Origin of the sequence: Humidesulfovibrio mexicanus (assembly GCF_900188225.1) — a bacterium.
Lineage (GTDB): Bacteria > Desulfobacterota > Desulfovibrionia > Desulfovibrionales > Desulfovibrionaceae > Humidesulfovibrio > Humidesulfovibrio mexicanus.
Window position 1 is genome coordinate 124,269 of record NZ_FZOC01000004.1, and the last position, 20,764, is coordinate 145,032.

Annotated in this window: 22 protein-coding genes and 1 tRNA gene; 4 read left to right on the forward strand and 19 right to left on the reverse strand. The window is 66.5% G+C overall.

From position 1 onward, the window contains the following. The first annotated feature begins 3 nt into the window (after positions 1-3). Genes fliG through CHB73_RS09520 form a run of 3 tightly spaced genes read left to right on the forward strand, consistent with a single transcriptional unit; the run spans position 4 to position 3,209 of the window. Entirely contained in the window at positions 4-1,002 is a 999-nt protein-coding gene (gene fliG / locus CHB73_RS09510) for a flagellar motor switch protein FliG (RefSeq protein WP_089274343.1), read from the forward strand. Continuing rightward, positions 989-1,903: a FliH/SctL family protein gene (locus CHB73_RS09515; protein ID WP_089274344.1), complete on the forward strand. Its 915-nt coding sequence runs from the start codon at positions 989-991 to the stop codon at positions 1,901-1,903. The genes fliG and CHB73_RS09515 overlap by 14 nt, the downstream gene beginning before the upstream one ends. After that, the gene (locus tag CHB73_RS09520; RefSeq protein WP_407656611.1) at positions 1,887-3,209 is read left to right on the forward strand and encodes a FliI/YscN family ATPase; all 1,323 of its coding nucleotides are present in this window, start codon (positions 1,887-1,889) and stop codon (positions 3,207-3,209) included. Before CHB73_RS09515 ends, CHB73_RS09520 begins: the two co-directional genes overlap by 17 nt. Here CHB73_RS09520 and CHB73_RS09525 read toward each other — a convergent pair. The 6 genes from CHB73_RS09525 to CHB73_RS17285 all read right to left on the reverse strand — a co-directional run bounded on the left by CHB73_RS09525 (position 3,181) and on the right by CHB73_RS17285 (position 9,486). Then, positions 3,181-4,092 (reverse strand): hypothetical protein, encoded by a 912-nt coding sequence (locus tag CHB73_RS09525; RefSeq protein ID WP_089274345.1) that lies wholly within the window; start codon positions 4,090-4,092, stop codon positions 3,181-3,183. The genes CHB73_RS09520 and CHB73_RS09525 overlap by 29 nt on opposite strands. After that, positions 4,089-4,526, reverse strand: coding sequence for a DUF2784 domain-containing protein (locus tag CHB73_RS09530; protein WP_218819386.1), 438 nt, complete (start codon positions 4,524-4,526; stop codon positions 4,089-4,091). The genes CHB73_RS09525 and CHB73_RS09530 overlap by 4 nt, the downstream gene beginning before the upstream one ends. Then, complete coding sequence (locus CHB73_RS09535; protein ID WP_089274346.1) at positions 4,523-5,740, reverse strand: GGDEF domain-containing protein; 1,218 nt, start codon at positions 5,738-5,740, stop codon at positions 4,523-4,525. Before CHB73_RS09535 ends, CHB73_RS09530 begins: the two co-directional genes overlap by 4 nt. 249 nt (positions 5,741-5,989) lie before the next feature. Next, positions 5,990-6,781 carry an NYN domain-containing protein gene (locus tag CHB73_RS09540; protein WP_089274347.1) on the reverse strand — a complete coding sequence of 264 codons (792 nt, stop codon included), beginning with the start codon at positions 6,779-6,781 and terminating at the stop codon, positions 5,990-5,992. A 20-nt stretch (positions 6,782-6,801) separates the two neighbouring features. Further along, positions 6,802-8,937, reverse strand: coding sequence for an AsmA family protein (locus CHB73_RS09545; protein WP_089274348.1), 2,136 nt, complete (start codon positions 8,935-8,937; stop codon positions 6,802-6,804). Between the two features lie 30 nt (positions 8,938-8,967). Further along, the gene (locus CHB73_RS17285) at positions 8,968-9,486 is read right to left on the reverse strand and encodes a MerR family transcriptional regulator (RefSeq protein ID WP_089274349.1); all 519 of its coding nucleotides are present in this window, start codon (positions 9,484-9,486) and stop codon (positions 8,968-8,970) included. A gap of 108 nt (positions 9,487-9,594) precedes the next feature. Here CHB73_RS17285 and CHB73_RS09555 point away from each other — a divergent pair, with 108 nt between their 5' ends. Next, positions 9,595-10,005 carry a hypothetical protein gene (locus CHB73_RS09555; RefSeq protein WP_089274350.1) on the forward strand — a complete coding sequence of 137 codons (411 nt, stop codon included), beginning with the start codon at positions 9,595-9,597 and terminating at the stop codon, positions 10,003-10,005. A 66-nt stretch (positions 10,006-10,071) separates the two neighbouring features. Here CHB73_RS09555 and CHB73_RS09560 read toward each other — a convergent pair whose 3' ends face one another. The 13 genes from CHB73_RS09560 to CHB73_RS09620 form a co-directional block, all read right to left on the reverse strand. Beyond that, positions 10,072-10,419, reverse strand: coding sequence for a helix-turn-helix transcriptional regulator (locus tag CHB73_RS09560; protein ID WP_089274351.1), 348 nt, complete (start codon positions 10,417-10,419; stop codon positions 10,072-10,074). After that, complete coding sequence (locus CHB73_RS09565) at positions 10,388-10,666, reverse strand: cytotoxic translational repressor of toxin-antitoxin stability system (protein ID WP_089274352.1); 279 nt, start codon at positions 10,664-10,666, stop codon at positions 10,388-10,390. Before CHB73_RS09565 ends, CHB73_RS09560 begins: the two co-directional genes overlap by 32 nt. Positions 10,667-10,785: 119 nt before the next feature. Next, a complete protein-coding gene (pheT, locus tag CHB73_RS09570; RefSeq protein ID WP_089274353.1) occupies positions 10,786-13,218 on the reverse strand; it encodes a phenylalanine--tRNA ligase subunit beta in 2,433 nt (810 codons plus the stop codon). A gap of 125 nt (positions 13,219-13,343) precedes the next feature. After that, positions 13,344-14,414 (reverse strand): phenylalanine--tRNA ligase subunit alpha, encoded by a 1,071-nt coding sequence (gene pheS, locus CHB73_RS09575; protein WP_235641577.1) that lies wholly within the window; start codon positions 14,412-14,414, stop codon positions 13,344-13,346. 3 nt (positions 14,415-14,417) lie between these two features. Continuing rightward, a complete protein-coding gene (gene rplT / locus CHB73_RS09580; protein WP_089274354.1) occupies positions 14,418-14,771 on the reverse strand; it encodes a 50S ribosomal protein L20 in 354 nt (117 codons plus the stop codon). An 88-nt stretch (positions 14,772-14,859) separates the two neighbouring features. Beyond that, positions 14,860-15,057: a 50S ribosomal protein L35 gene (rpmI, locus tag CHB73_RS09585; RefSeq protein ID WP_089274355.1), complete on the reverse strand. Its 198-nt coding sequence runs from the start codon at positions 15,055-15,057 to the stop codon at positions 14,860-14,862. 58 nt (positions 15,058-15,115) lie between these two features. Next, complete coding sequence (gene infC, locus CHB73_RS09590) at positions 15,116-15,661, reverse strand: translation initiation factor IF-3 (protein WP_089274356.1); 546 nt, start codon at positions 15,659-15,661, stop codon at positions 15,116-15,118. Beyond that, positions 15,648-17,582 (reverse strand): threonine--tRNA ligase, encoded by a 1,935-nt coding sequence (thrS, locus tag CHB73_RS09595; RefSeq protein WP_089274357.1) that lies wholly within the window; start codon positions 17,580-17,582, stop codon positions 15,648-15,650. The genes infC and thrS overlap by 14 nt, the downstream gene beginning before the upstream one ends. A gap of 100 nt (positions 17,583-17,682) precedes the next feature. Then, positions 17,683-17,759 (reverse strand) — tRNA-Val (locus CHB73_RS09600). A 120-nt stretch (positions 17,760-17,879) separates the two neighbouring features. Then, positions 17,880-18,605: a DVU0298 family protein gene (locus CHB73_RS09605; RefSeq protein WP_089274358.1), complete on the reverse strand. Its 726-nt coding sequence runs from the start codon at positions 18,603-18,605 to the stop codon at positions 17,880-17,882. A gap of 33 nt (positions 18,606-18,638) precedes the next feature. Continuing rightward, entirely contained in the window at positions 18,639-19,268 is a 630-nt protein-coding gene (locus tag CHB73_RS09610; RefSeq protein WP_089274359.1) for a tetratricopeptide repeat protein, read from the reverse strand. A gap of 5 nt (positions 19,269-19,273) precedes the next feature. After that, positions 19,274-19,660 (reverse strand): hypothetical protein, encoded by a 387-nt coding sequence (locus CHB73_RS09615; RefSeq protein ID WP_089274360.1) that lies wholly within the window; start codon positions 19,658-19,660, stop codon positions 19,274-19,276. Positions 19,661-19,664: 4 nt separating this feature from the next. After that, positions 19,665-20,642, reverse strand: coding sequence for a YkgJ family cysteine cluster protein (locus CHB73_RS09620; protein WP_143337356.1), 978 nt, complete (start codon positions 20,640-20,642; stop codon positions 19,665-19,667). Positions 20,643-20,764 lie beyond the last annotated feature (122 nt).

Below are 20,764 nucleotides of genomic sequence, written 5' to 3' on the forward strand. Positions count from 1 at the left end.
CGCGTGGCAAGCTTCACCGGGCCCCAGAAAACCGCCATCGTCATGCTCGCCCTGGGCGAGAAGTTCACGGCCGAGGCCTTCAAACGCATGGAGCGGCAAGAGATCGCCCTTGTTTCCAAGGCCATGCTGGACATCGATTCCGTGTCCCGCGACGACGTGATCGACGTGCTGAAGGAGTTCAACGACGCCATCACCTACGGCGCCGAGACCCTCACCGGCGGTGCGGACCAAGTGAAGCGGCTGCTCACCAAGGCCCTGGACTCCGAGACGGCCAAGTACATTCTGGACAGCCTGGAGATCGACACCGGCCCCACCCCCTTCCAGGAGCTTTCCAACGTCAGCCCGCGCATCCTGGCGCAGATCCTCAGAAACGAGCATCCGCAGACCCTGGCGCTCATCCTTGGGCACCTGCACCCGGACCAGGCCGCGGAGCTTTTGTCCAACCTGCCCTCCGGTGTGCGGCCCGAGGTGCTGATGCGCCTGGCCAAGCTGGAGGCCGTGGCCGAGGAAATGCTCCACGAGGTGGACAAGGTGCTGCAGAGCCAGCTCATCGCCATGGGCGGCAAGGAAGGCAAGAAGGTGGGCGGCGTTAGCGCCGTGGCCGAAATCCTCAACGCCGTGGACCGCGCCACGGAAGAGGAAGTGCTCTCCGAGATCGAGGAAGAGAGCCAGCAGATGGCCGACGACATCCGGAACCTCATGTTCGTGTTCGAGGACATCAAGGGCCTGGACGACCGCAGCATCCGCGAACTGTTGAAGGACATCTCCAACGAGGAGTTGACCAAGGCCTTGAAGGGCGCCAGCGACGACCTCAAGGACAAGTTCCTCAAGAACCTGTCCGAGCGCGCCGCGAACATGATCCGCGAGGATCTGGAGATCATGGGCCCGGTGAAGCTCTCCGAGGTGGAGGGCGCCCAGCAGAACATCGTCAAGACGGTGCGCCGCCTCGAAGCCGAGGGCCGCATCGCCATAAGCAGAGGCGGCGGCGATGAATTCATCTAGCACCGAGCAGACGCCCCTGGCCGCGCCCCCGGCTCCGCCCGAAACGGCGGGCCTGGCCGACATGCCAGCCGAAGCCGCCCGCGCCATTCCGGCCGGTCCGCGCTACTCCGGCAGGGTGCTCATGGGCTGCGACTCCCCCGGCCCCGGATTCGTCACCATCCAGGAGATAGAGGGCAAGCGCCACCGTCCCGTGTGGGACGAGGCCACAGAGGCCGAATACATCGACCGCTGCACGCGCAAGGCCGAGGCCCTGGCCCGCGAGATCATCAACCAGGCCATGCACAAGGCCGAAGCCCAGGCCCAGGCCATCCGCGAGACCGAGGAAGCCCGCGTGGCCGCCGCCGTGGCCGAGGCGCAGCACAAGGCCGAGACCGAGGCGCAAGCCCGTCTCGATGCCGAGGTGGACGCCCACGTGCAGGCAATGGACGCGCTCATCTCCGGCATACAGACCCTGGGCCAGGAGGTGTGGGCCGCCCGCCGCAAGGACTTCGCCACCCTGGCCAAGGCCTTTGCCCGCAGGGCGCTTGGCCTGGAGATGGAAACCCGACGCGCCGAAATTCTGGAGCATCTGATGGATGAGGCCTGCGCCCGGCTGGACGCGCACCGCGCATTCACCCTCAAGGTCGCCCCGGAGGATTTCGAACTGGCGCAGACCCTGCTGCAGTCCGTGCAGGCACGGCGACCGGACCTGGGGCAGTGGCAGCTCGCGGCCGACCCCGGCATGACGCTTGGCGGCGTGTGCCTGGAAACGCAGGAAATGCTGGCCGACAACGACCTGGGCAACCGGCTTGCCCTGCTGGAGCCCTACCTGGAACAGCTTTCCCTGCCCGAGGACCTGGCCCAGGCGCGCGCAGAGGCCGCACAGCACGAGAGCGAGGCCCCCGGTGTCCCTGAATCCTGAGGCGGTGTGCCAGGCTTTTGACGAGCTCACCCTCTGTCAAACCTTTGGCAAGGTGACCAAGGTCGTCGGTCTCATCGCCGAAGGCCAGGGAATCCGCCCGCCCGTAGGCTCCGTGTGCCACCTGCTGCCAGAGGACCGCGACTCCACGCCCATTCCGGCGGAGGTGGTGGGCTTCCGCGAGCACTCCTGCCTGCTTATGCCCTATGGCGACCTGCGCGGCATCCGCCCCGGCAGCCTCATCAAGAATTCCGCCGCGCCGCCGCTGTTTCCCGTTGGCCAGGGCCTGCTCGGCCGCACCCTGGACGCCTTCGGCGACGCCATAGACAACAAGGGCATGTTCGCGGCCGAAGGCTACGCGCCGCTCTACCGCGACCCGCCAAATCCCATGGACCGCCCGCGCATCGACCAGCCGCTGGATGTTGGCGTGCGCGCCATAAACGGCCTGCTCACCCTGGCCAAGGGCCAACGCGTGGGCATCATGGCCGGTTCCGGCGTGGGCAAAAGCACGCTCATGGGCATGATGGCCCGCTACACCAAGGCCGACGTCAACGTCATCGGCCTGGTGGGCGAGCGTGGCCGCGAGGTGGTGGAGTTCATCGAGCGCGACCTGGGGCCGGAGGGCATGGCCAAAAGCGTGGTCATCGTGGCGACCTCCGACAAAAGCCCGCTCATCCGGATGCGCGCGGCCTTCGCCGCCACGGCCGTGGCCGAATTTTTCCGCGACCAGGGCAAGGACGTGCTCTTGATGATGGACTCCGTGACGCGCTTCGCCATGGCCGGGCGCGAGGTGGGGCTTGCCGCGGGCGAACCGCCCACGCGCGGCGGCTACACGCCCAGCGTGTTCGCGCTGCTGCCGCAGCTTTTGGAGCGCGCTGGCAAAAGCGCGGTGGGGTCCATCACCGGCGTGTACACCGTGCTGGTGGATGGCGACGACTTCACCGAACCCATCGCCGACGCGGTGCGCTCCATTCTCGACGGGCACATCGTGCTGACGCGCGAACTGGCGGACCAGGCGCATTTCCCGGCCATTGACGTGTTGAAGAGCATCAGCCGTCTGCGCAGCGAGGTGGTAGCGCGCGAGGACATCGAGGCCGGGCGCGCGGTGCTCCGGCTCATGAGCACGTACAAGCGCGTGGAGGACATGGTGAACATCGGGGCGTACCAGAAGGGCGCCAGCCCGGACATCGACCGCGCCATCGCCATGCTCCCGCCCATCAACGCCTTCTTGCAGCAGCACGTGGGCGACAACGAGTCCCTGGACGCCTGCTTCGCCAAGCTCAAGGAGCTGGCCGGGGCGGGGGGGTAGGCCCCTCCCGCCGCGCCCGTTCGCAGGGGTCTCCTACTCCGGCATTGAGAACCCGGACCAGCCGCCCCACCCGCTCCTCGCGTCCTGCGGAACCCTCCCGCAGGGAGTCGAGCCAGCGCGCCTCCAACTCGTCCAGGTCGGCCCCCAGGGCCTCGCGCCAGGGGCGAGCCCCAGAAGTGTGCGAAAGCCGCTGCAGCCGCTTCAAGGCCTCCAGGCCATAGGTGTCGGCCAGATACTTCGCGAACGAGGCCGCCTCGGCATAGGCCCGCAACTGGCGCTGGCGATCAAACGAGCGCAACCTGCCTCCGCCCTCGTCGCGCATCCCCCAGGAGGCATGGCCCGGACCAAGTTCGGCAAGCGGAATGCGCGTGCCGCTGCGGACGGCCGCCCGCACCCAGTCGTCCACATCCTGCCCGCAGGCGGGAAAGCTCATCGGATCGCCCACGCGCTGTTCCGAAAGCGCGCCCGCCATATTGCGCAAGAGCTTGTCCGGCTGCGGCATGAGCGCGCTGGTAAGCTTGTGCGCCAGCATCAGCGGGGCCTCGGCGCAGCCGAACACGCGCAGGCTCCGCGCCCCGCCGGGAACACGCCCCCCTGGCTGGAAAAACGTCGCGGTGCACTGGCCGCGCAAAGGCTCGTCGTACAGCACGCGAATCTTGCCCTGGCTGGACACCTGGGCATCAAGCCCCCAAAGCGCCAGGACTGCGCCAAGACTGGCCTCCGCCCGTTCGGCAAAGTCGGAAAGCCGCTGCTCGCCAAGGGAGCATGTGGTGTCCTGGACGCGCAGATGTTCCGTCTCAAGCTGTGCCTCCGCCGCATGGGCCAAGCCAAACAACAGCACGGAGGCCGCGCAGGCGCAAATACTGCAGAGCCCGTTCTTCACCGCCTCCCTCCTTTTGCTCTGTCCGGCGGCCACCTCCGCCACGCCCAGACCGTCAGCCCCAACGCAGCCAGATACGCGGCCGCGAACGCGCGCTCGTTGAAGTCATAAAAGAGCAGCCGGGACAGCCAGTGGCCGATGAAGCTCTGCGGATAGGGCTGGCCCCCGGCCTGGACGCGCAGCAGCGATTCCAGGTCCGTAAGCGGACAGGTGACGCCAAGCAGCGCCTCCGCCGCAACCACGGCCATGCCGACAAGGTGCGCCACGCGGAAGGCGCGGTTATGGACCCAGCGCCAGCCGCCGAAGCCGCGCCCAAACAACCGCCAGCGCGGCCCGCCGACGAGGATGGCCGCCAGGCCAAGGGTGAGGAAGAGCGCCAGCAGCATATGCGCCGCCAGCACGATATCGGCAAGCAGTCGCAGCCCGGCCGGGCTCACGCAGGCTCCGCAGCCAGGACGGCCGCAAGCTCCACGCGGTTCCTGCCGCCCTGCTTGGCCGCATACAGGGCCGTATCGGCCTGCCCCAGCAACTCATCCAGGCTGGCCGTCCTGGAACTGGCCACCCCGAAACTGGCGGTCACCTGCGCGCCGCCCGTGGCCTCGAAATGCTCGGATTCCACGGCCAAACGCATGCGGTCGGCCAACTGGAGGGCCTCGGCCGGGCCGGTGTACGGGGCCACCACCACGAATTCCTCCCCGCCGAAGCGGGCGAACACGTCGTCCTCCCGCAGGGAGCGTGCGCACAGCAGCGCCACGGCCTTGAGCAGCGCATCGCCCGCCACGTGCCCCAACGTGTCGTTGACATGCTTGAACCAGTCCAGATCTAGCATGATGACCGCGGACGGCCGCTTGCGACGCTGTGATCTGCGCAGCGCGTCCGCGCCAAGGGCGGCAAGCCCGCGACGGTTCAGCACGCCGGTCAAGGCATCGGTGCTGGCCATGCGTTCTATCTGCGCAGTGGCCTGCCGCAGGTCGTCCTCCAGCATCTGCGAGTTCATGGAAAAGACCACATACAGTTCCAGCACGGATTGCAGAATGCGCGCAAAGACAAAGGCCGCCAGCAGCCGATCGGAAAGCATCATGGAGCCGTAATCATAGCCGGTGGCGCCCAGCAAATCCCACACGCGGGCCGCGTGGATGGCCGCAACGACAAGATAGCTGGCGCACAGAAGCTTGAACCCGGTGAGCGGGCGACGGCAGATGAGGGGCAGCTCCAGCCCCGTGCGCACGGTGACGAGAAAGGCGACCGCGAGGAAGATCAGTCCCCGGCGGACCATGTTCGGCTCTAGGAGGAGGTCGGCCAGGTAGCCCAAAGCCACGAGCGCGGCCAGGGCGAAGTTCTGCCTGCTGCGCGCGGACAGCCTTGGAGCCCGGCCGAACACGCCCAGCCCGTGGTAGGCCGCCACAGGCTGCAGCACGGTGCCCACCCCGGTAAGAAACACCAGCGGGAGCAATTCCCCCCAGGAGGCGCGCAACACAACGGCGAGCATGGCCAGAAGGGCGAAAAACTCCGCCCAAATGAAGGAGGTGAAGCCGGGATACACCTTGCGGTGCAGGGCGTAATGCCCCATGACGGCGAAACGCGTAAGGGTGACGCCGAAAAGCACGGCCATGAGCGCGCTCAGATTCAGATCAAAGCTGACGTGTGCCACGGCCCCTCTCCTTCCCCAGGCCGCCTACGGGCGCAGGGGAAAACTGTCGAAACGCCGCGAGCAGGGGGGGACCGACGCGGACCTAGGCTCAACTATGCCCAGGCCCAGGGGCGTGGTCAAGGGATATGACTGTTTCCGCCCGAAATGTAACAAATTTTCATTTCGATGCAGGTTGTAAATACGGGGCGCTCAGGCCAGGTCCGGCATGGGGGGCCGAGCCGATGCGGCCCCCTTCGCCCCTCGGCGGGGCTAGCCGTTGGCCCCCTTGTTGCGGTGGTCCAGGTGCAGCAGGTCCTGCTCGTGAATGCGCACCACGAAATCCGCATGGAGCCTGAGGCGCGAGGAGAAGGCCCGGCCGCGCACATCTTGCGCCGCCCCGCCGATGAACTCCACCGCGCCGATGTGTTTGCCGCGCTCCTTCAGGTGCCGCATGGAGGGAATGGCGTCGGCATCGCCGGAAACCACAAGGGCCACGTCGTAGTTGTCCTGCAGGGCCACCATGTCCACGGCCAAGGTGGTGTCCAGGCCCTTTTCCTCCACCAGGCGGTGCAGGAAGTTCACCTTCCAGTGCCCGGCCTCGCGGATGTCGATAAGGTCGGACGAGGCGCGCACCCCGGCGTAGAACCTGCGCATTCCCTCCAGGGCGCGGCCCTTTGCGGCGTACCAGTCGCGGAAATCCGCCGCGCAGGCGTTCCAGGCGGCCTCCTCCAGCTCGGCTTCGGGCAGGCTGGGGTTGGTCATGGAGGCGCGCGTCATCCACAGGGCGCGGATCTCGGCATCGCGCACAAAGGCGGCGCGCAGGGCCTGCCGCGACTGCGGAGCGGACAGATCCCACTCGTCCATGGAGCCCACGCCGTACCAGTACACCCGGCGCAATTGCGCGGCCACGGGCGCGGTGGGCAGCGTCACCTCCTGCCAAGAGCGCACGGCCTCGCGATAGATGTGTGCATAGAGTTGGCCGTAATTTGCGATTTCAAGATTCATGGTGCGCATGGAGCCATAGAGATTGGACCCATCCACAAAAAACGCGAAGCGCTGCATTCAACCTCCTGGATTGCGCACTAAAACAGCTTCTTTACGCCTTCAAGCAGTCCTCCGGAGGACTTTTTTGGCGTGCCCCCCTGATGTTTTGAAGAACTTCCACCTGTCAGTACATCGCCTATGCCCTGCACCACTCCGCCCACTGCGTCAAGGGCGCCCTTGCCGATGGTGCGCAGGTAGTCCGTGCCGAAGCTCAGGTTGTCATACGGTCCGGTGGCGCGCAGGGGCACGGCCAGGCCAAGCAGGCCGGAGCTGCCGCCCTGCCCCTCGGCGCTGGGCACCACGCGCAGGCGCAGGGTCATGTCCGTGTGCTTGGTGGCGATGTCCACCGTGCCGCGGCCATCTGCCCGCAGAAAGGGGGCCTTGATGTCCAGGTCGTTGATGACGGCCACTCCGCTGTTGATTGCGGCGGTGGCGTCGATGCTGCCGAAACGCGTGGACTTGGCCGTACCGGCCTCGGCCTCCGCTCCGGCGCTGAAAAGCGCATCGCGGCCCTTCTTGCCCGAATCGCGCACCACGCCATGCATGTTCACGCCGGGGAACACGCCATCGCGCACGGCTATGCGCACCCGTCCAGACAGGCTGCGCTTCAAAGCCTGGGCGCTGTTGCCCTGGCACACCAGCGGCGACACGGTGTCCAGGGTCATGACGCCCGCGAACTCGCTCTCCTTGCCGGAAAGGTCGCTGAACAGCGGCTTCTGCTGCACGCCCGCCAGCGTGGCCGAAAGGGTCACGGCCGGACGCTCGCCCTGCACGTCCAGGCGCAAAAATCCCTTGAGCACGCCCTCGTACAGTCTGGCGTCCACCTGGCCGATGTCCAGAATGCCCCCCTGGGCCATGACCGGCAAAACAAGGCTGGTGAGGCGCAGACCCTTGATCTTCACGCGCTCGGCCGTGACCTTGCCGTCGATGCTGGCCGTGCGCAGGGCCTCCACGGGAAACAGGCCCTCTTTGCCCTGCCCGGCCTCCTTGGCGGCATGGGCGGCATGGGCGTGCTGCCCCCCTTCCGCCCTGGACGGCGGCAAGAAGCGGTCGGCGTCCAGGCCGCTGACGCGCACGTTGAAATTGTATGCCTTCTTGTCCAGCCCGGTGGCGCGAAAACGGCCCTCCACATGGGCATCGTCCAGCTTGGCCGTAAAGTTGGGAATCTCGGTGTAGCCCCGGCCGGTCCTGAATTCCAGGCTTGCGGTGATGTGCTCGTAGGCCGCGGCGTCGGCAGTGTCCGGAGCCTTGCCCGTCAACGCGGCCGAAAGCGCGCGGCCGTTGAAGTCCGGCACGTCCACCCGGCCCTTGATGTCCGGGCCGTCGAAGATGTTGGTGGCCTGAAACTGGCCCGTGCCCTTGGCCCCGTAGGCGGAGAAGCTCAGGCCAGCGGCGCTTGCCGTCTGCTTGTCCTCGTCGACCTTGAGCTCGGAGAGGCCCAGGGCGAAATCGCCCTTGCCGCCGGGCACATCTTTCCCCGTGGCCGCAAGCTTGAGGGACAGATCCGCGAACACATGCCGATTGGACGCCGCGTTCAGCGTGACCGTGCCGGAAAGCTCAGCCCGGGCGGAATACTCCGGCTTGGCGCTTTGCAGCTGGAACGACGCGGCAAACGCGCTTGGGCTGCCGGAGCTGATGGCCTGCACCTCCAGGTCCAGGCCGCTTACGGCGTAGCGCTTGCCCACCAGCCGATCCTCCCAGAGGATGCTGGCGTTGGTCACGCAAACGCCGTCGAGGGAGATGTCGCCCAACTGCCAGGGGGAGGCCTCCTCCGGAACGGAGTCGTCCACCAAGTCGGCCCAGCTGGAACGGCCCTGCTCGTCGCGTTGCAGGTGCAATTGCAGACCATCCAGGGCCAGGCGGCCCACCTGCACCTTGCCGGAGAGCAGCGGCAGCAGGCGGATGGTGACGCTGGCGCGTTCCACGCGCGAAAACGGCTTGTCGTCGAATCCAGGGGGATTGCCCAGGCGCACGCCGCCGGTCTCTATGCCCAGGCGCGGGAAATAGGCCAGCTTGACGTCGCCCTCGAACACCAGCTCGCGGCCCGTGGCCGCCTTGACCATGCGGGTGAAGTCGTCCTTGTACTTGTTGGGGTCCACCATGAAGGCGAACAAGAGCGCCCCCACGACGAAGAACGCCGCCACGGCGCCGCCCAGAAGCACGAGAAAGCGCATGTGGCCTCCTTTGTTTGGCGTCGGCGCGGCCTAGCCCAGCAGGTCGCGCAGGGACCGGAGTTCGGAAAGCACGCCGACGAGGGCGGCCTGGAGGGTCTGGGCCCTGTCCTCTGCACGGCGCAGGGCATCGGGGTCGGCGGCCGGCGTGATGGCTGCGACGGCAGGCCCCTGGGCCTGGGGCGGGTCCAGCAGCGAAGGCTGCGCAGGACGCCGGGCTCCGGCGGCGGATGCAGCAAGGGCAGCAGCGGCGGGGGCAGGCACGCTTTCGCCGACAGCGGCGTCGCGCGGGGCCGAAGTCGGCCTGGAATCCTGGCTGGCGGCTTCGCGCAGGCGCTTCTTGGCGCCCTCGATGGTCAGGCCCTCGTCGTAAAGCAGGCGCTTGATTTCGCGCACGGTCTCGACGTTCTGCTCGGTGTAGGCGCGCTGGCCGGAGGGCGTGCGCACGGGCACGAGCAGGCCCTTGAACTCGCCTTCCCAAAAGCGCAGCACAAAGGGCTTGACGTCCAACAACTTGGCCGCCTGCCCGATCTTATACGTCTTGCGCTCCATCCCTGCGTCCATTCTTAAAGTCATACCAGAGGAAAAGCCGGGGGGGAAGGGGGTTGACAGATTCGCTAAAACAGATAAATCGATATCACCCAACACAAGGAGGCGAACATGTCACTCTCTCCAGCCGAAATTTTCCCCGGGAGCATTGCCTATTTCGACCATTCGCTGCTTGCAGGCGCAAGTTTCCAGTACAGTGGAACGCTGATCACGCGCTCCGGCCCCATGGTCTGCTACAAGGTCAGCGGGGACAGTTCGTCCAGCTTCTGGACCCCTCTCACGACAGAGTATCGACCGGAGAGGGTGCCCATAGCGGTCGGAGACATCCAGAATGCCTACGGCGCCTTGGCGCGTACCCAGAACTATCTGCAAGACGGCAGAAACACGTGCACTGGCGACAATGCGATTTTCCTCGCTGCGGCTCAGTCATCGGACCTGTTCTGCCCCGCGACCCGGCCCTCCATCGGTGGCGCATCGTTTGCGCAGATTCTCGCAGCCATCCAGACACGAGGCGGCCTGTAGCGACGACAAAGGGGAACCCCTGCGGACTCCCCTTCTCGTTCCCTCTGCGGAATTCCAGCGGCCGCCCTACAAAAAAACCTTGTAGCTGACCCCCAGCGCCTTGCCCAAGCGCTTGGCCATTTCCTTGCCGATGGGACGCTTGCCGTGCTCAATTTCCGATACGTGCCGCTGCGGAATGCCGACCAACGCGGCGAGTTGGGCCTGAGTCAGTCCCTCCTTCACGCGCCCGCCCCGGACCATCTCGCCCGGCAAGTCAGCATCGTCAATCCCAAGCGCCTCGCGCCAGGGCACGGCGCTGGTCTCCTCCTCAAGGAACGGAGCCACGGCCTTGCGCACGGCATCAGCCTTGGACGCGGGCACAACAAAGCGCAGCTCGACATTCTCAATAGGGCGCGCCTTCGTGCGTTCCAACATATGTCACCTCGATGACCCTAACCATGCCTTGGACTTCAATCCACACGGCAACGTAGGTCGGTTTCCCCTTTTTCAAGTGGCAATGATGTCTGCCTTGGCCCAGCTTGCCGTAATTGCACCAGTTGCCGCGCACCGGGCCGGACACTTCCAACTCGCGCAGCAGCACCCCTAAAACAGAAGCGACGGACTTCGGCAACCGGGGCAACACCTTGGCCACCTTCTTGGATATATCCACTGTCCACGCCATGCAGATTCAATATACCTGAAAATAGTATATGTCCAGAGGCGGCGCGCAAACAAATTGTAAAGGGGAGCCCCTGCGGACTCCCCTTCTCGTTCCCTTTGCGGGATTCTCTCTGATTTCGATTAGATGCGCACGGGCAGCTTTTGCGGCAGGCCTGCGAGCACCTTGCCGTGCTCCTTGTCCACTTCCTTGTCCACAAGGGTGCGCTCCGCGTGGCGGTAGGTAAGGCGGAAGCTCAGGTTGCGCGTGGCCTCCGCAGCATCAGGGGCCTTGTCCTCCGGGGCGTACACAGCCACAAGGGCGATGCTCTCCAGATTCTTGGGCTTCAGCTCGCCAATTGCCGCCTCCACCGCCTCCGCGTTAAGCGTGGCCGGGCAGATGACGGTCACGTCGCGCCGCACGGGCGGGAACTTGGGCAGGTTCCTGAAGCTGGGCGAGGTCGCGCAATGGAGGCTGCGCAGCAGGTCCGCGTCCAGATCCGCCAGCCACACATCCTTGCGGGCATGGTAGGCGTCGGCGATCTTGGGCTCCACGCGGCCGATGCGCCCCGCCAGAACCGGGCCATCGGCACCCGGCACCTCCACCCGCACGCAGGGGGAAAGATACGGGTGCTCCGGTTCGAGCACAAAGGCGGCAGGCCCCAGGCGCAGGTGCGCAAGCAGATTCTCCACCAGGCCCTTCATGTCCAGATAGTCGGCCTCGCCCTGCTCCCACGGCCACTCCTGGCCGTGCCGCGCGCCGTGCACCAGCAGCCCCAGGCGCGAATTCTCCCGCGCGCCGGTGTCGCTCTGGGCGTCCTCGCGGAAGGCTTTGGCGATTTCAAACAACCGCAAGGAAGCGTTGCCCTGGCTGAGGTTGTGCCGCACGTTGTTCAGAAGGCCGGGCGCAATCTCCGTGCGCAGCACGTTCTGGTCCTCGGAAAGCGGGTTGGCGATCATGATGCGGCCTTCCTGCGGCAAATGCAGGCGGTCCAGGTCGTCTGTGCCCACGAAGCTGTAATTGACGGCCTCGCGCAGGCCGCTCGCCACGGCCCAGGCCTTGAGCGACTGCAGGAAGCCGAATTCGGTGTCGCGCAGCTGCACGGAATCGAGGGATTTCGAGATCTTCGGCAACACGGCGGGGATGCGGTCCAGGCCATGCACGCGGCCGCATTCCTCGAACAGGTCCACCTCGCGCTCCAGGTCCAGGCGGTGGGGGGGGGAGGTCACGCGCCAGTTGGCCGGGTCGGCGTCGTCCACGCCGCAGCCCAGGCCCGTGAGGGTGGTCTTGCAGAATTCCGGGGTCAGCTCCAGGCCCAAAAGCGCGTTGCAGCGGTCGATGCGGAAGGTGTGTTCCCGCGTGACCCAGGGCTTGGGCTCGGCCACGGCGATGCCGCGCATGACGCGCGCGCCGGAGACCTCGGCCATGAGCTGGGCGGCGCGCTCCAGGGCGAACAGGCTGGCCACCTGGTCCACGCCGCGCTCGAAGCGGTAGGACGCCTCGCTTGGCAGGGCGAGCCTGCGCGCGGTCTTGCGGATGGTGCCGGGCCGGAAGATGGCGCATTCGAGCAGCACTTCGCTGGTGGCGTCGGACACGCTGGAATTCGCGCCGCCCATGACGCCCGCCAGGGCCACGGGCCGCTCGGCGTCCCAGATGAGCAGGTCGCTGCCCAGCAGCTTGCGCTCCTGGCCGTCCAGGGTGGTGATGCTCATGCCGTCCTGCGCCGGGGCCACGCGGACGACGCCGCCCTTGAGCAGGCCGCGGTCAAAGGCGTGCAGGGGCTGGCCCAGCTCCATCAAAATGTAGTTGGTCACGTCCACGATGTTGCTGATGGGCCGCTGGCCGATGGCGATGAGCCGGTAGCGCAGCCAATCCGGACTTTTGGCGATTGTGACGCCGGAAAGGGCGCGGGCGCGGTACACCGGGCAGAGCTCGCCGTCGGCGATCTCGATGCGCACCACCGCGGTGGCGTCGCCAGCGTCAGCGTCCGCCACGAGGTTGAGTGCGGGCATGGTCAGCGGCAGGCCGAAGCCCAGCGCGGTCTCCCGAGCGATGCCGAGCACGGAGAGGCAATCCGCCCGGTTGGGGGTAATGGAGACTTCCAGCACCTCGCGCTCCAGACCCAGAGCCTCGGTAAGCGGCTGGCCGGGGCGCAAGGACGCGGGCAGCACCATGATGCCCTCGTGGTCCTCGGAAAGGCCAAGCTCGCGCTCGGAACAAATCATGCCGTGGGAGGCCACGCCGCGCAGCTTGCCCTTCTTGATCTGCATTCCGCCGGGCATGGTGGTGCCGATGGGCGCCACAGGAACCTTCTGGCCCTTGGCCACATTGGGCGCGCCGCACACGATCTGCAGGGCCTCCGGACCGCCCACGTCCACGGAGCAGACGTGCAGGTGGTCGGAGTCGGGATGGTCGGCGCATTCCAGCACATGTCCCACCACGATTCCGGCGATGGACTCGAAGGGGTCGATGATGGCCTCGACCTCCAGGCCCTGCATGGTGAGCCTGTCGGCCAGTTCCTGCACGGTGCCGGTGTAGGGCACGAATTCCCGGAGCCATTGCACGCTGATGAGCATATGCGCCTCGCCTGAAAGGCTTGTGGGCGGAAAAAGCGCCCCGTTGGAACGATAACGCCCCGGTTCCCGGCCTTCGCCGTGGCTGATGCCCTGGGCGGAAGGCGGGACGCGGGGCGCTTGCGGACTTACGAGAACTGTTCGAGGAAGCGCACGTCGTTCTCGAAGAACATGCGCAAATCGCCGATGCCGTACTTGAGCATGGCCACGCGCTCCACGCCCAGGCCGAAGGCGAAGCCGGTGACGGACTCGGGGTCGTAGCCGCCCACGCCCACCTTGTCCACGGCGCGGAACACGTTGGGGTCCACCATGCCGCAGCCCAGAATCTCCACCCAGCCGGTCTTCTTGCACACGCGACACGGCTCGCCATGCACATGGCCCTCGCCGCCGCACAACATGCACGAGATGTCCACCTCGGCGCTGGGCTCGGTAAAGGGGAAGAAGCTGGGGCGGAAGCGCACCTTGGTGTCGGCGCTGAAGAGCTGGCGCACGAAGGCGGTGAGGGTGCCGCGCAGATCGGCCATGCTCACGTTCTTGTCCACCAGCAGGCCCTCGATCTGGTGGAACATGGGCGTGTGGGTGATGTCGGAGTCGCGCCGGTACACCTTGCCAGGGGCGATGACCGCCACGGGCGGCCTGCGCGAAAGCATGGTGCGCACCTGCAGCGGAGAGGTATGCGTGCGCAGCAGCACCCGGTCCGAGACGTACAGCGTGTCCTGCATGTCGCGGGCGGGATGGTCCGGCGGCATGTTCAGCGCCTCGAAGTTGTTCCAGTCGTTCTCCACCTCCGGCCCGGAGACCACCTCGAAACCCAGGCCGGTGAGCACCTCGCAGATTTCCTGCATGGCCAGGGTGACGGGGTGCAGGCTGCCAACGGCCGGGCGGCGGCCGGGCAGGCTGGGGTCGAAGCCGGAGAGCGCGCCCTTGGCGGCCTCGGCCTCAAGCTCGGCCTGGCGGGATTCGAGCAGCTCGACGAGGGCGTTCTTGACCTCGTTGGCCTTCCTGCCTGCGGCGGGCTTGTCCTCGGGTCCCATCTGGGAGAGCGCGCCCATGGCTGCGGCGAGCTTGCCCTTGCGTCCGAGGAATTCGACGCGCAGGGCCTCCAGGTCCTTCAAACTGCAAGCCTGACCCCGGCGCGCTTGGCACTCCAGGGTCAGGCCGTCGAGTCCTTCCAGGAAGGACTTGAGCATCTCGTTCACGGGCTACGCCTTGGCCGCCTTGGCCGCCTGGCAGACCTGGGCGAACACGGCGGGCTCGCGCACTGCCAAATCGGCGAGCATCTTGCGGTTCACCTCAATGCCGGCCTTGGCCAGACCGCCGATGAGCTTGCTGTAGGAAAGACCGTTCAGGCGCGCGCCGGCGTTGATGCGCACGATCCACAGACGGCGGAAATCACGCTTCTTCTGCTTGCGGTCGCGGAAGGCGAAGCACAGGGCGCGCTCGACGCGCTCGCGGGCGGTGCGGTACAGGCGGTGGCCCGCGCCGATGTAGCCCTTGGCCATCTTCAAAAACTTCTTGTGCCGACGATGGGCGGCGACTCCACGCTTGACTCTCATGATCCGGTTCCTCCGATACGTTTAGGCACGGTCAGCTTGCGCCGACAGGCACGATCGTGGGGTTGAAGGGTGGCTGTCGAAAAAGGGGCTAGCCGTAGGGCAGCAGACGCTTCACGGCGCCCAGATTGGCGTCGTCGACCAAGGTGCCCTGGCCCAGGCGGCGCTTGCGCTTGGCGCTCTTCTTGGTCAGGATGTGACGCAGGTTCTGGCGGCGGCGCTTGAACTTGCCGGAGCCGTTGCTGACGAAGCGCTTGGCGGCGCTGCGGTTGGTCTTCATCTTGGGCATGGTGTATCCTCCTCACAATATGCACACGCGGGGGACGCGCCCGCCGCGAGGGCTGTCGTTACTTCTTGACCGGGGTCAGCATCATCACCAGGGTGCGGCCCTCGGCCAACGCCGGAGACTCCACCTTGGCGATATCCGCCACATCGACCACCACGCGGTCGAGCATGGTCTGTCCACGGTCCTTGTGCACAATCTCGCGTCCGCGGAAGAACACGGCCACCTTGCAGCGGTCGCCGTCCTCCAGGAAGCGGCGGATGTGCTTCAGCTTCGTCTGGTAGTCATGTTCGTCGGTCTTGGGACGGAACTTGACTTCCTTGATCTGAATGACCGTCTGTTTCTTTTTGGCTTCCTGCTGGCGCTTCTGCTGCTCGTACTTGAACTTCCCGTAGTCCATGATGCGGCAGACGGGAGGATCGGCGTTGGGGGACACCTCGACCAGGTCGAGGCCCTTGCCCTGCGCCATGGCCAAGGCTTCTGAGGTCGCCATTATGCCCAGCTGCGTGCCCTCGTCATCGACCACGCGCACCTGGGGAATACGGATTCTTTCGTTTCGGCGGACGCCATCATCCTGAGGACGCTGGTCCTGCCGTCTAGGAAAAGCTATAGCTCATCCCTCCGCGCTTGAAAGGTTCAATGGCCGCATCCCGGATCATCTGCGCGGCCTCCGGGAGCGCCGCAAACCCGACATCGGCACCGCCGCGCACACGCACGTTGACGCCGTCGGCCTCCACTTCCTTGTCTCCGACTATGAGCATGTAGGGGATGCGCTCAAGCTGCGCCTCGCGCACCTTGTACCCAAGTTTCTCGTTACGCACATCCGCTTCGGCGCGTATGCCCTGTTCCCGCAAAAACCGCAAGACTTTTTCCGCATGGGCGTTGTGCGCATCGGTGACGGTGAGCACGCGCGCCTGCACCGGGGCGAGCCACACCGGGAACGCCCCGGCGAAGTGCTCGATGAGCACGCCCATGAAGCGTTCGATGGAGCCCAGGATCACGCGGTGCAGCATCACCGGGCGGTGCTTGTTCCCGTCCTCGCCCACATAGGAGAGGTCGAAGCGCTCCGGCAGGGTGAAATCGCACTGCACGGTGGCGCACTGCCAGCTGCGGTCCAGCGCGTCCTTGATCTTGATGTCGATCTTGGGGCCGTAGAAGGCGCCGTCGCCCTCGTTGATGGCATACGCCATGCCCATGTGCTCCAGGGCGTCCTTGAGCGCCCCGGTGGCGCGGTCCCAGTCCTCGTCGCTGCCGATGCTCTTTTCCGGCCGGGTGCTGATCTCGGCCTCGAAGTTGAAGCCGAAGATGTCCATCACGTCGCGCACGAACTTCACCACGCCGATGATCTCCTCGCGCAGCTGGTCCGGGCGGCACAGGATGTGGGCGTCGTCCTGGGTGAAGGAGCGCACGCGCAACAGCCCGTGCAGCACGCCGCTCTTCTCGTGGCGGTGCACCACGCCGTGCTCGAAATAGCGCTGGGGCATGTCGCGGTAGCTGCGCAGCCTGCTCTTGAAGATGAGCATGTGCGACAGGCAGTTCATGGGCTTGATGCCGTAGGCCTGCTCGTCGATCTCGGTGAAGTACATGTTCTCGCGGTAGTTGTCGTAGTGGCCGCTCTTCTCCCACAGCTCGCGCCGGAGGATGAGCGGGCCCTGGACGAACTGGTAGCCGCGCTTCAAATGCTCCTTGCGCTCGAAGTCCTCAAGGATGGCGCGCACCAGCGCCCCCTTGGGGTGCCACAGCACCATGCCGCCGCCCACCTCGTCGCTGAAGCTGAACAGGTCGAGCGCCACGCCCAGCTTGCGGTGGTCGCGCTTCTTGGCCTCCTCGATGCGCTCAAGGTAGAGCTTGAGGTCCTTGGGGTTGGCCCAGGCGGTGCCGTAGATGCGCTGGAGCATGGGGTTCTTCTCGTCGCCGCGCCAGTAGGCCCCGGCAACGCTGGTGAGCTTGAAGGCCTTCAGGAGGCCGGTGCGCGGCACGTGGGGACCGCGGCACAAATCGGTGAAGCCGCCCTGGGTGTAGGTGGACACGCGTTCCACGCCCAGGTCGTCGATGAGCTCCACCTTGTAGGTCTCACCCTCGGCGGCGAACTGCTTCCGCGCGTCGGCGCTTGAAAGCTCGGCCCGCGCAAAGGGGCGGTCCGCGCCCACGAGCCGCTGCATCTCGGCCTCAATGGCCTGCAAATCCTCGGGCGTGAAGGGCCGCTCGAAATCGAAATCGTAGTAGAAGCCATTGTCGATGGCCGGGCCGATGGTGACCTTGGCCGAAGGGAACAGCTTCTTCACGGCCTCGGCCATGAGGTGGGCGGTGGAGTGGCGGATGACCTCAAGCCCTTCCGGAGAGTCGGCGTACACGGGCTCGAAGCCCTCGCACCCGTCCGGAATGGCGGCGGAGAGGTCAAAGAGGGCCTCGCCGCAGCGGGCCACCACAAGTTCCTTGAGTTGTTTCTTGGACAGGGATTCTTTGAAGGCGTCGGCGAAGGTGGCGCCCGCCTCCACGGAAATCTGCCGACCGGCTACGGAAAGCTGCACGGCGAAGCTCCTTATTGCCCCGGCCCCCCGGCTTTCTGCGGCGCGGCGGCCAGCGGCGGAAAAGGAAGAGGGAGGCAAGGGCCTCCCTCTTCGCATAATATGGTAGGCACGAGGAGACTTGAACTCCTGACCCCTTGCGTGTCGAGCAAGTGCTCTAACCAACTGAGCTACGCGCCTAAATCGCTCAAGGGAAGGACCGTTTACCCAAACCCCATGCGCTTGTCAACAGCAGAATGCGAGAAGTCTTCACTCGGACCGGGGCGGCCTGCTCCCGGCGTTCTGCTGGTCGGCGCGGCGTCATGCCCCGCTCCCCAACCGGGCCAGGGCCTGCCGGGCCAGCCCGCCCACCGTGCAGGTGACCAGTTCGCCATCCAGAAAAAGCGTCAGCTCCGCCGGATCCGAATCCAGGGGCGCCAGGGCCAGGCGCGCCTGCTCCTCCCTGTCCGCCGGGCAGCACAGCCCCAGGGCCCAGGCGGCGAGGCCGCGGTTGGCCCCGTCCCCGTCGGCAAGGGCGGCCACAAGCGACGGCGTTTCGCCCGCCACAAGCTCCGGCCGGACCTGGGCCAGGCGGCCAAGGGCCCAGTACACCCCGCGCCGCAGCGGCGTATGCTCCAGATAGTTGCCCTCGCCGCGCACCTCCTCGCGCACGTAAGAGGCCAGCACGCGGTGGAACTCCCCGGCCAGGCGGCCGTGCAGGGCGAGCGTTTCGCCCATGGCCTCGGCCACCCCCCAGCCAAGCCCGCCGGACTCCTCGTTCATGCGCCACAGGCACTGGCGCAGCACCACGCGGGCGGCCTCCAGGCCCTCGCCGGGTGCGCGGCTGTCGGCCAGGCGGGCCACGGCGCGGCCGAAGGCGGCCACGGCGCGCCAGCGCACGGCCTCGTCGCGGTCGAGCAGGAGCGAGAACAGCGGCCCGGCCAGCCTCCTGGCGGGAACCTCGTCAAAAACGGCAAGACCCTCGCGCCAGCCGGAACTGGAGAGGGTCTCGCGCAGATCATGCTTCAGATCGCGAAAACGGGCCATGCACGCCCCCGGCGCGCCCGTACGGCGCGGGTTCTACTTCGCCTTGGCGGCGATTTCGTCGAGCAGGGCCTGGGGCACGTCGTAGCCGGACTCCTGGGCCTTCTTCACGCTGGCCGCGGCCTCGGCCCATTGGCCGAGCTCGGCCTGGACAAGGGCCAGGTTGTTCCAGGCCGGGCCGAACATGGGCTGCAGCTCCACGGCCTTCTTCAAGAGCGGCAGGGCATCGTCCAGCTCGCCTCTGGAGAAATGGGCGCTGCCCAGGGTGGCCATGGCCTGCACGAAGTTGGGGTCGTACTTGATGGCCTTCTGCAGGGCGGGAATGGCCTTGTCGGAATCGCCCAGTTGCAGAAGCACAAAGCCGATGTTGCCCCAGGGCACGGCGAAGAACGGACGGATCTGGGTGGCCTGGCGGTTGAAGTTCAGGCAGCCTTCCATGTCGCCGCGCTCCAGGCAGATGCCGCCCAACTGCACATAGGCCTCGGCCATCTTGGGCGAATTGGACATGGCTTCGCGGAAGCAGCGCTCAGCTTCCTGGAACTCGCGCTTGGAAAGGTAGGCCACGCCCAGGTTGTAGTGGGTGTTGCCGCACTCCGGCGCCTGGCGCAGCTTGTCCTTCTGGTGGGCGATGTATTCGTCGACGTTGGCGAACGTGGGCTCTGTCATGGGGCTTACTCCTGGGAACCGCCCGCGCTGGCGGACTTGGGTTTGATGCTGATGCCGCGCTCCTTGAGGCGCTCGGCGTACCATTCGCTGAACTCCAGAATGGGCCGCACCTTTTCCACGTTCATCACCAGCAGCACCATGAACTCGGAGAGGGTCTGCATGTAGTCCGGGTCCGGCGGCGCGGGCAGACTCTTGTAGTAGCGGTTCAGCAACTCGTGGGTGGTGAGCCCGAGGGCGTCGGTGCGGATGTCGATGGGGTCGAAGGGGGCCTGGTAGGGGTCCCAGTTTTCGTAGCCGATGCGATCCACGAACCGCCTGCGCCGGGGCGAAAGGCCTTCGTACATGGCGCGCTTCTGCTCCTCCACCTGTTCCTGCGTGTACATGGGCTGCATGGGGCTATCCCTTGGCCTTTTTCGACGCGGCGGACTTTTTCCCCGCCGTCTTGGCGGGCTTGGCCGGGGCCTGGCCGATGGTGAAGCTCTGCGGGGTGCAGCCCGCGCAGCCGCCGGGTTTCGACTCGGGCGAACAGCCCGCGCAGGCGGGCATCCCCTTGCCGGGTTTGGCCTTGGGCGCGGCCTGGGCGCGCGGACGCGCCGGGGCGGCGGGCGCGGCCGGGGCGGCGGGCGCGGCCGGGGCGGCGGGCGCGGCCGGGGCGGCGGGCGCGGCCGGGGCGGCGGCCTTGGGCGCCGGAGGATCCTTGAGGGTCACGGTCTCCTCCTTCGGGGCCGGGCCGATGCCGAGATATTCCTCGGAGTATTCGGTCATGAGCGCCAGGGAGGGCGGCACAAGGAGCTCGCCCAGTTCCGTGTAGCGCGAGCCCAGGGTCGCGGCCAGCTCGTGGGACAGGGCGTACAGTTTGTCCTGGATGCGGTCCAGGTAGACCGTGGGGTAGGCCTTGCCCTTCTCGAAGCCGGACTTGCCGCAGGTGTGGGCCTGGCCGCCGATGGCCGTGGGAACGCCGTAGATGCGGCAGGTCACGGGGCGCTTGTCGTACATGAGGCACGCGCCGTTGTCGTCCAGAAGCGGGCAGCGCACGCGCACCTTGGCCATCTGGGCCAGTATGTCCTGGCTTTTGGCTCCTTCCTGCACGGCCTTGAAGGCATCGCGCTTGAGGCGGTGCACCAGGCGGTCGGCCTCGTCGGCGCGCTCCAGCACGGCGCTCTTGGCCTTGCCGGAAAAGCGCCCCAGAAAGTTGGCGTTCAGGTACAGGGCTTCGACCAGGGTCAGGTCGAACAGGGCGTGGCAACAGTCGCAGCAGCCCTTCTCGCAGCGCACGTTGTCGGCGTAGCGTTCCTTTACGGTATTGAAGACCTGGTCCGCTTCGGCGATGATCGCCTCATAGCGCCGGAAAAATTCGGAAAAATCAAGGGTCATGGGCACTCCTCGCAGGTGGTGCGAAAACGGCGGCCAACACGCGCCAAACCGCCAATGACAACGCGATACAAAAAGGCCGGGATGTTCCCGGCCCGGTGCCGCCCTTCCGGGCGGAAATGTCG

Coding starts and splice junctions, on each gene's coding strand:
- CHB73_RS09615 (WP_089274360.1), bottom strand. CDS start 19,660: ATGCAGCCCATGTACACGCAGGAACAGGTGGAGGAGCAGAAGCGCGCC.
- CHB73_RS09545 (WP_089274348.1), bottom strand. CDS start 8,937: ATGCGCTTTCTCGTGCTTCTGGGCGGCGCCGTGGCGGCGTTCTTCGTC.
- CHB73_RS09560 (WP_089274351.1), bottom strand. CDS start 10,419: ATGTTGGAACGCACGAAGGCGCGCCCTATTGAGAATGTCGAGCTGCGC.
- CHB73_RS09605 (WP_089274358.1), bottom strand. CDS start 18,605: ATGGCCCGTTTTCGCGATCTGAAGCATGATCTGCGCGAGACCCTCTCC.
- CHB73_RS09540 (WP_089274347.1), bottom strand. CDS start 6,781: ATGCAGCGCTTCGCGTTTTTTGTGGATGGGTCCAATCTCTATGGCTCC.
- CHB73_RS09620 (WP_143337356.1), bottom strand. CDS start 20,642: ATGACCCTTGATTTTTCCGAATTTTTCCGGCGCTATGAGGCGATCATC.
- CHB73_RS09610 (WP_089274359.1), bottom strand. CDS start 19,268: ATGACAGAGCCCACGTTCGCCAACGTCGACGAATACATCGCCCACCAG.
- rplT (WP_089274354.1), bottom strand. CDS start 14,771: ATGAGAGTCAAGCGTGGAGTCGCCGCCCATCGTCGGCACAAGAAGTTT.
- rpmI (WP_089274355.1), bottom strand. CDS start 15,057: ATGCCCAAGATGAAGACCAACCGCAGCGCCGCCAAGCGCTTCGTCAGC.
- CHB73_RS09565 (WP_089274352.1), bottom strand. CDS start 10,666: ATGGCGTGGACAGTGGATATATCCAAGAAGGTGGCCAAGGTGTTGCCC.
- CHB73_RS09515 (WP_089274344.1), top strand. CDS start 989: ATGAATTCATCTAGCACCGAGCAGACGCCCCTGGCCGCGCCCCCGGCT.
- pheT (WP_089274353.1), bottom strand. CDS start 13,218: ATGCTCATCAGCGTGCAATGGCTCCGGGAATTCGTGCCCTACACCGGC.
- CHB73_RS09555 (WP_089274350.1), top strand. CDS start 9,595: ATGTCACTCTCTCCAGCCGAAATTTTCCCCGGGAGCATTGCCTATTTC.
- CHB73_RS17285 (WP_089274349.1), bottom strand. CDS start 9,486: ATGGAGCGCAAGACGTATAAGATCGGGCAGGCGGCCAAGTTGTTGGAC.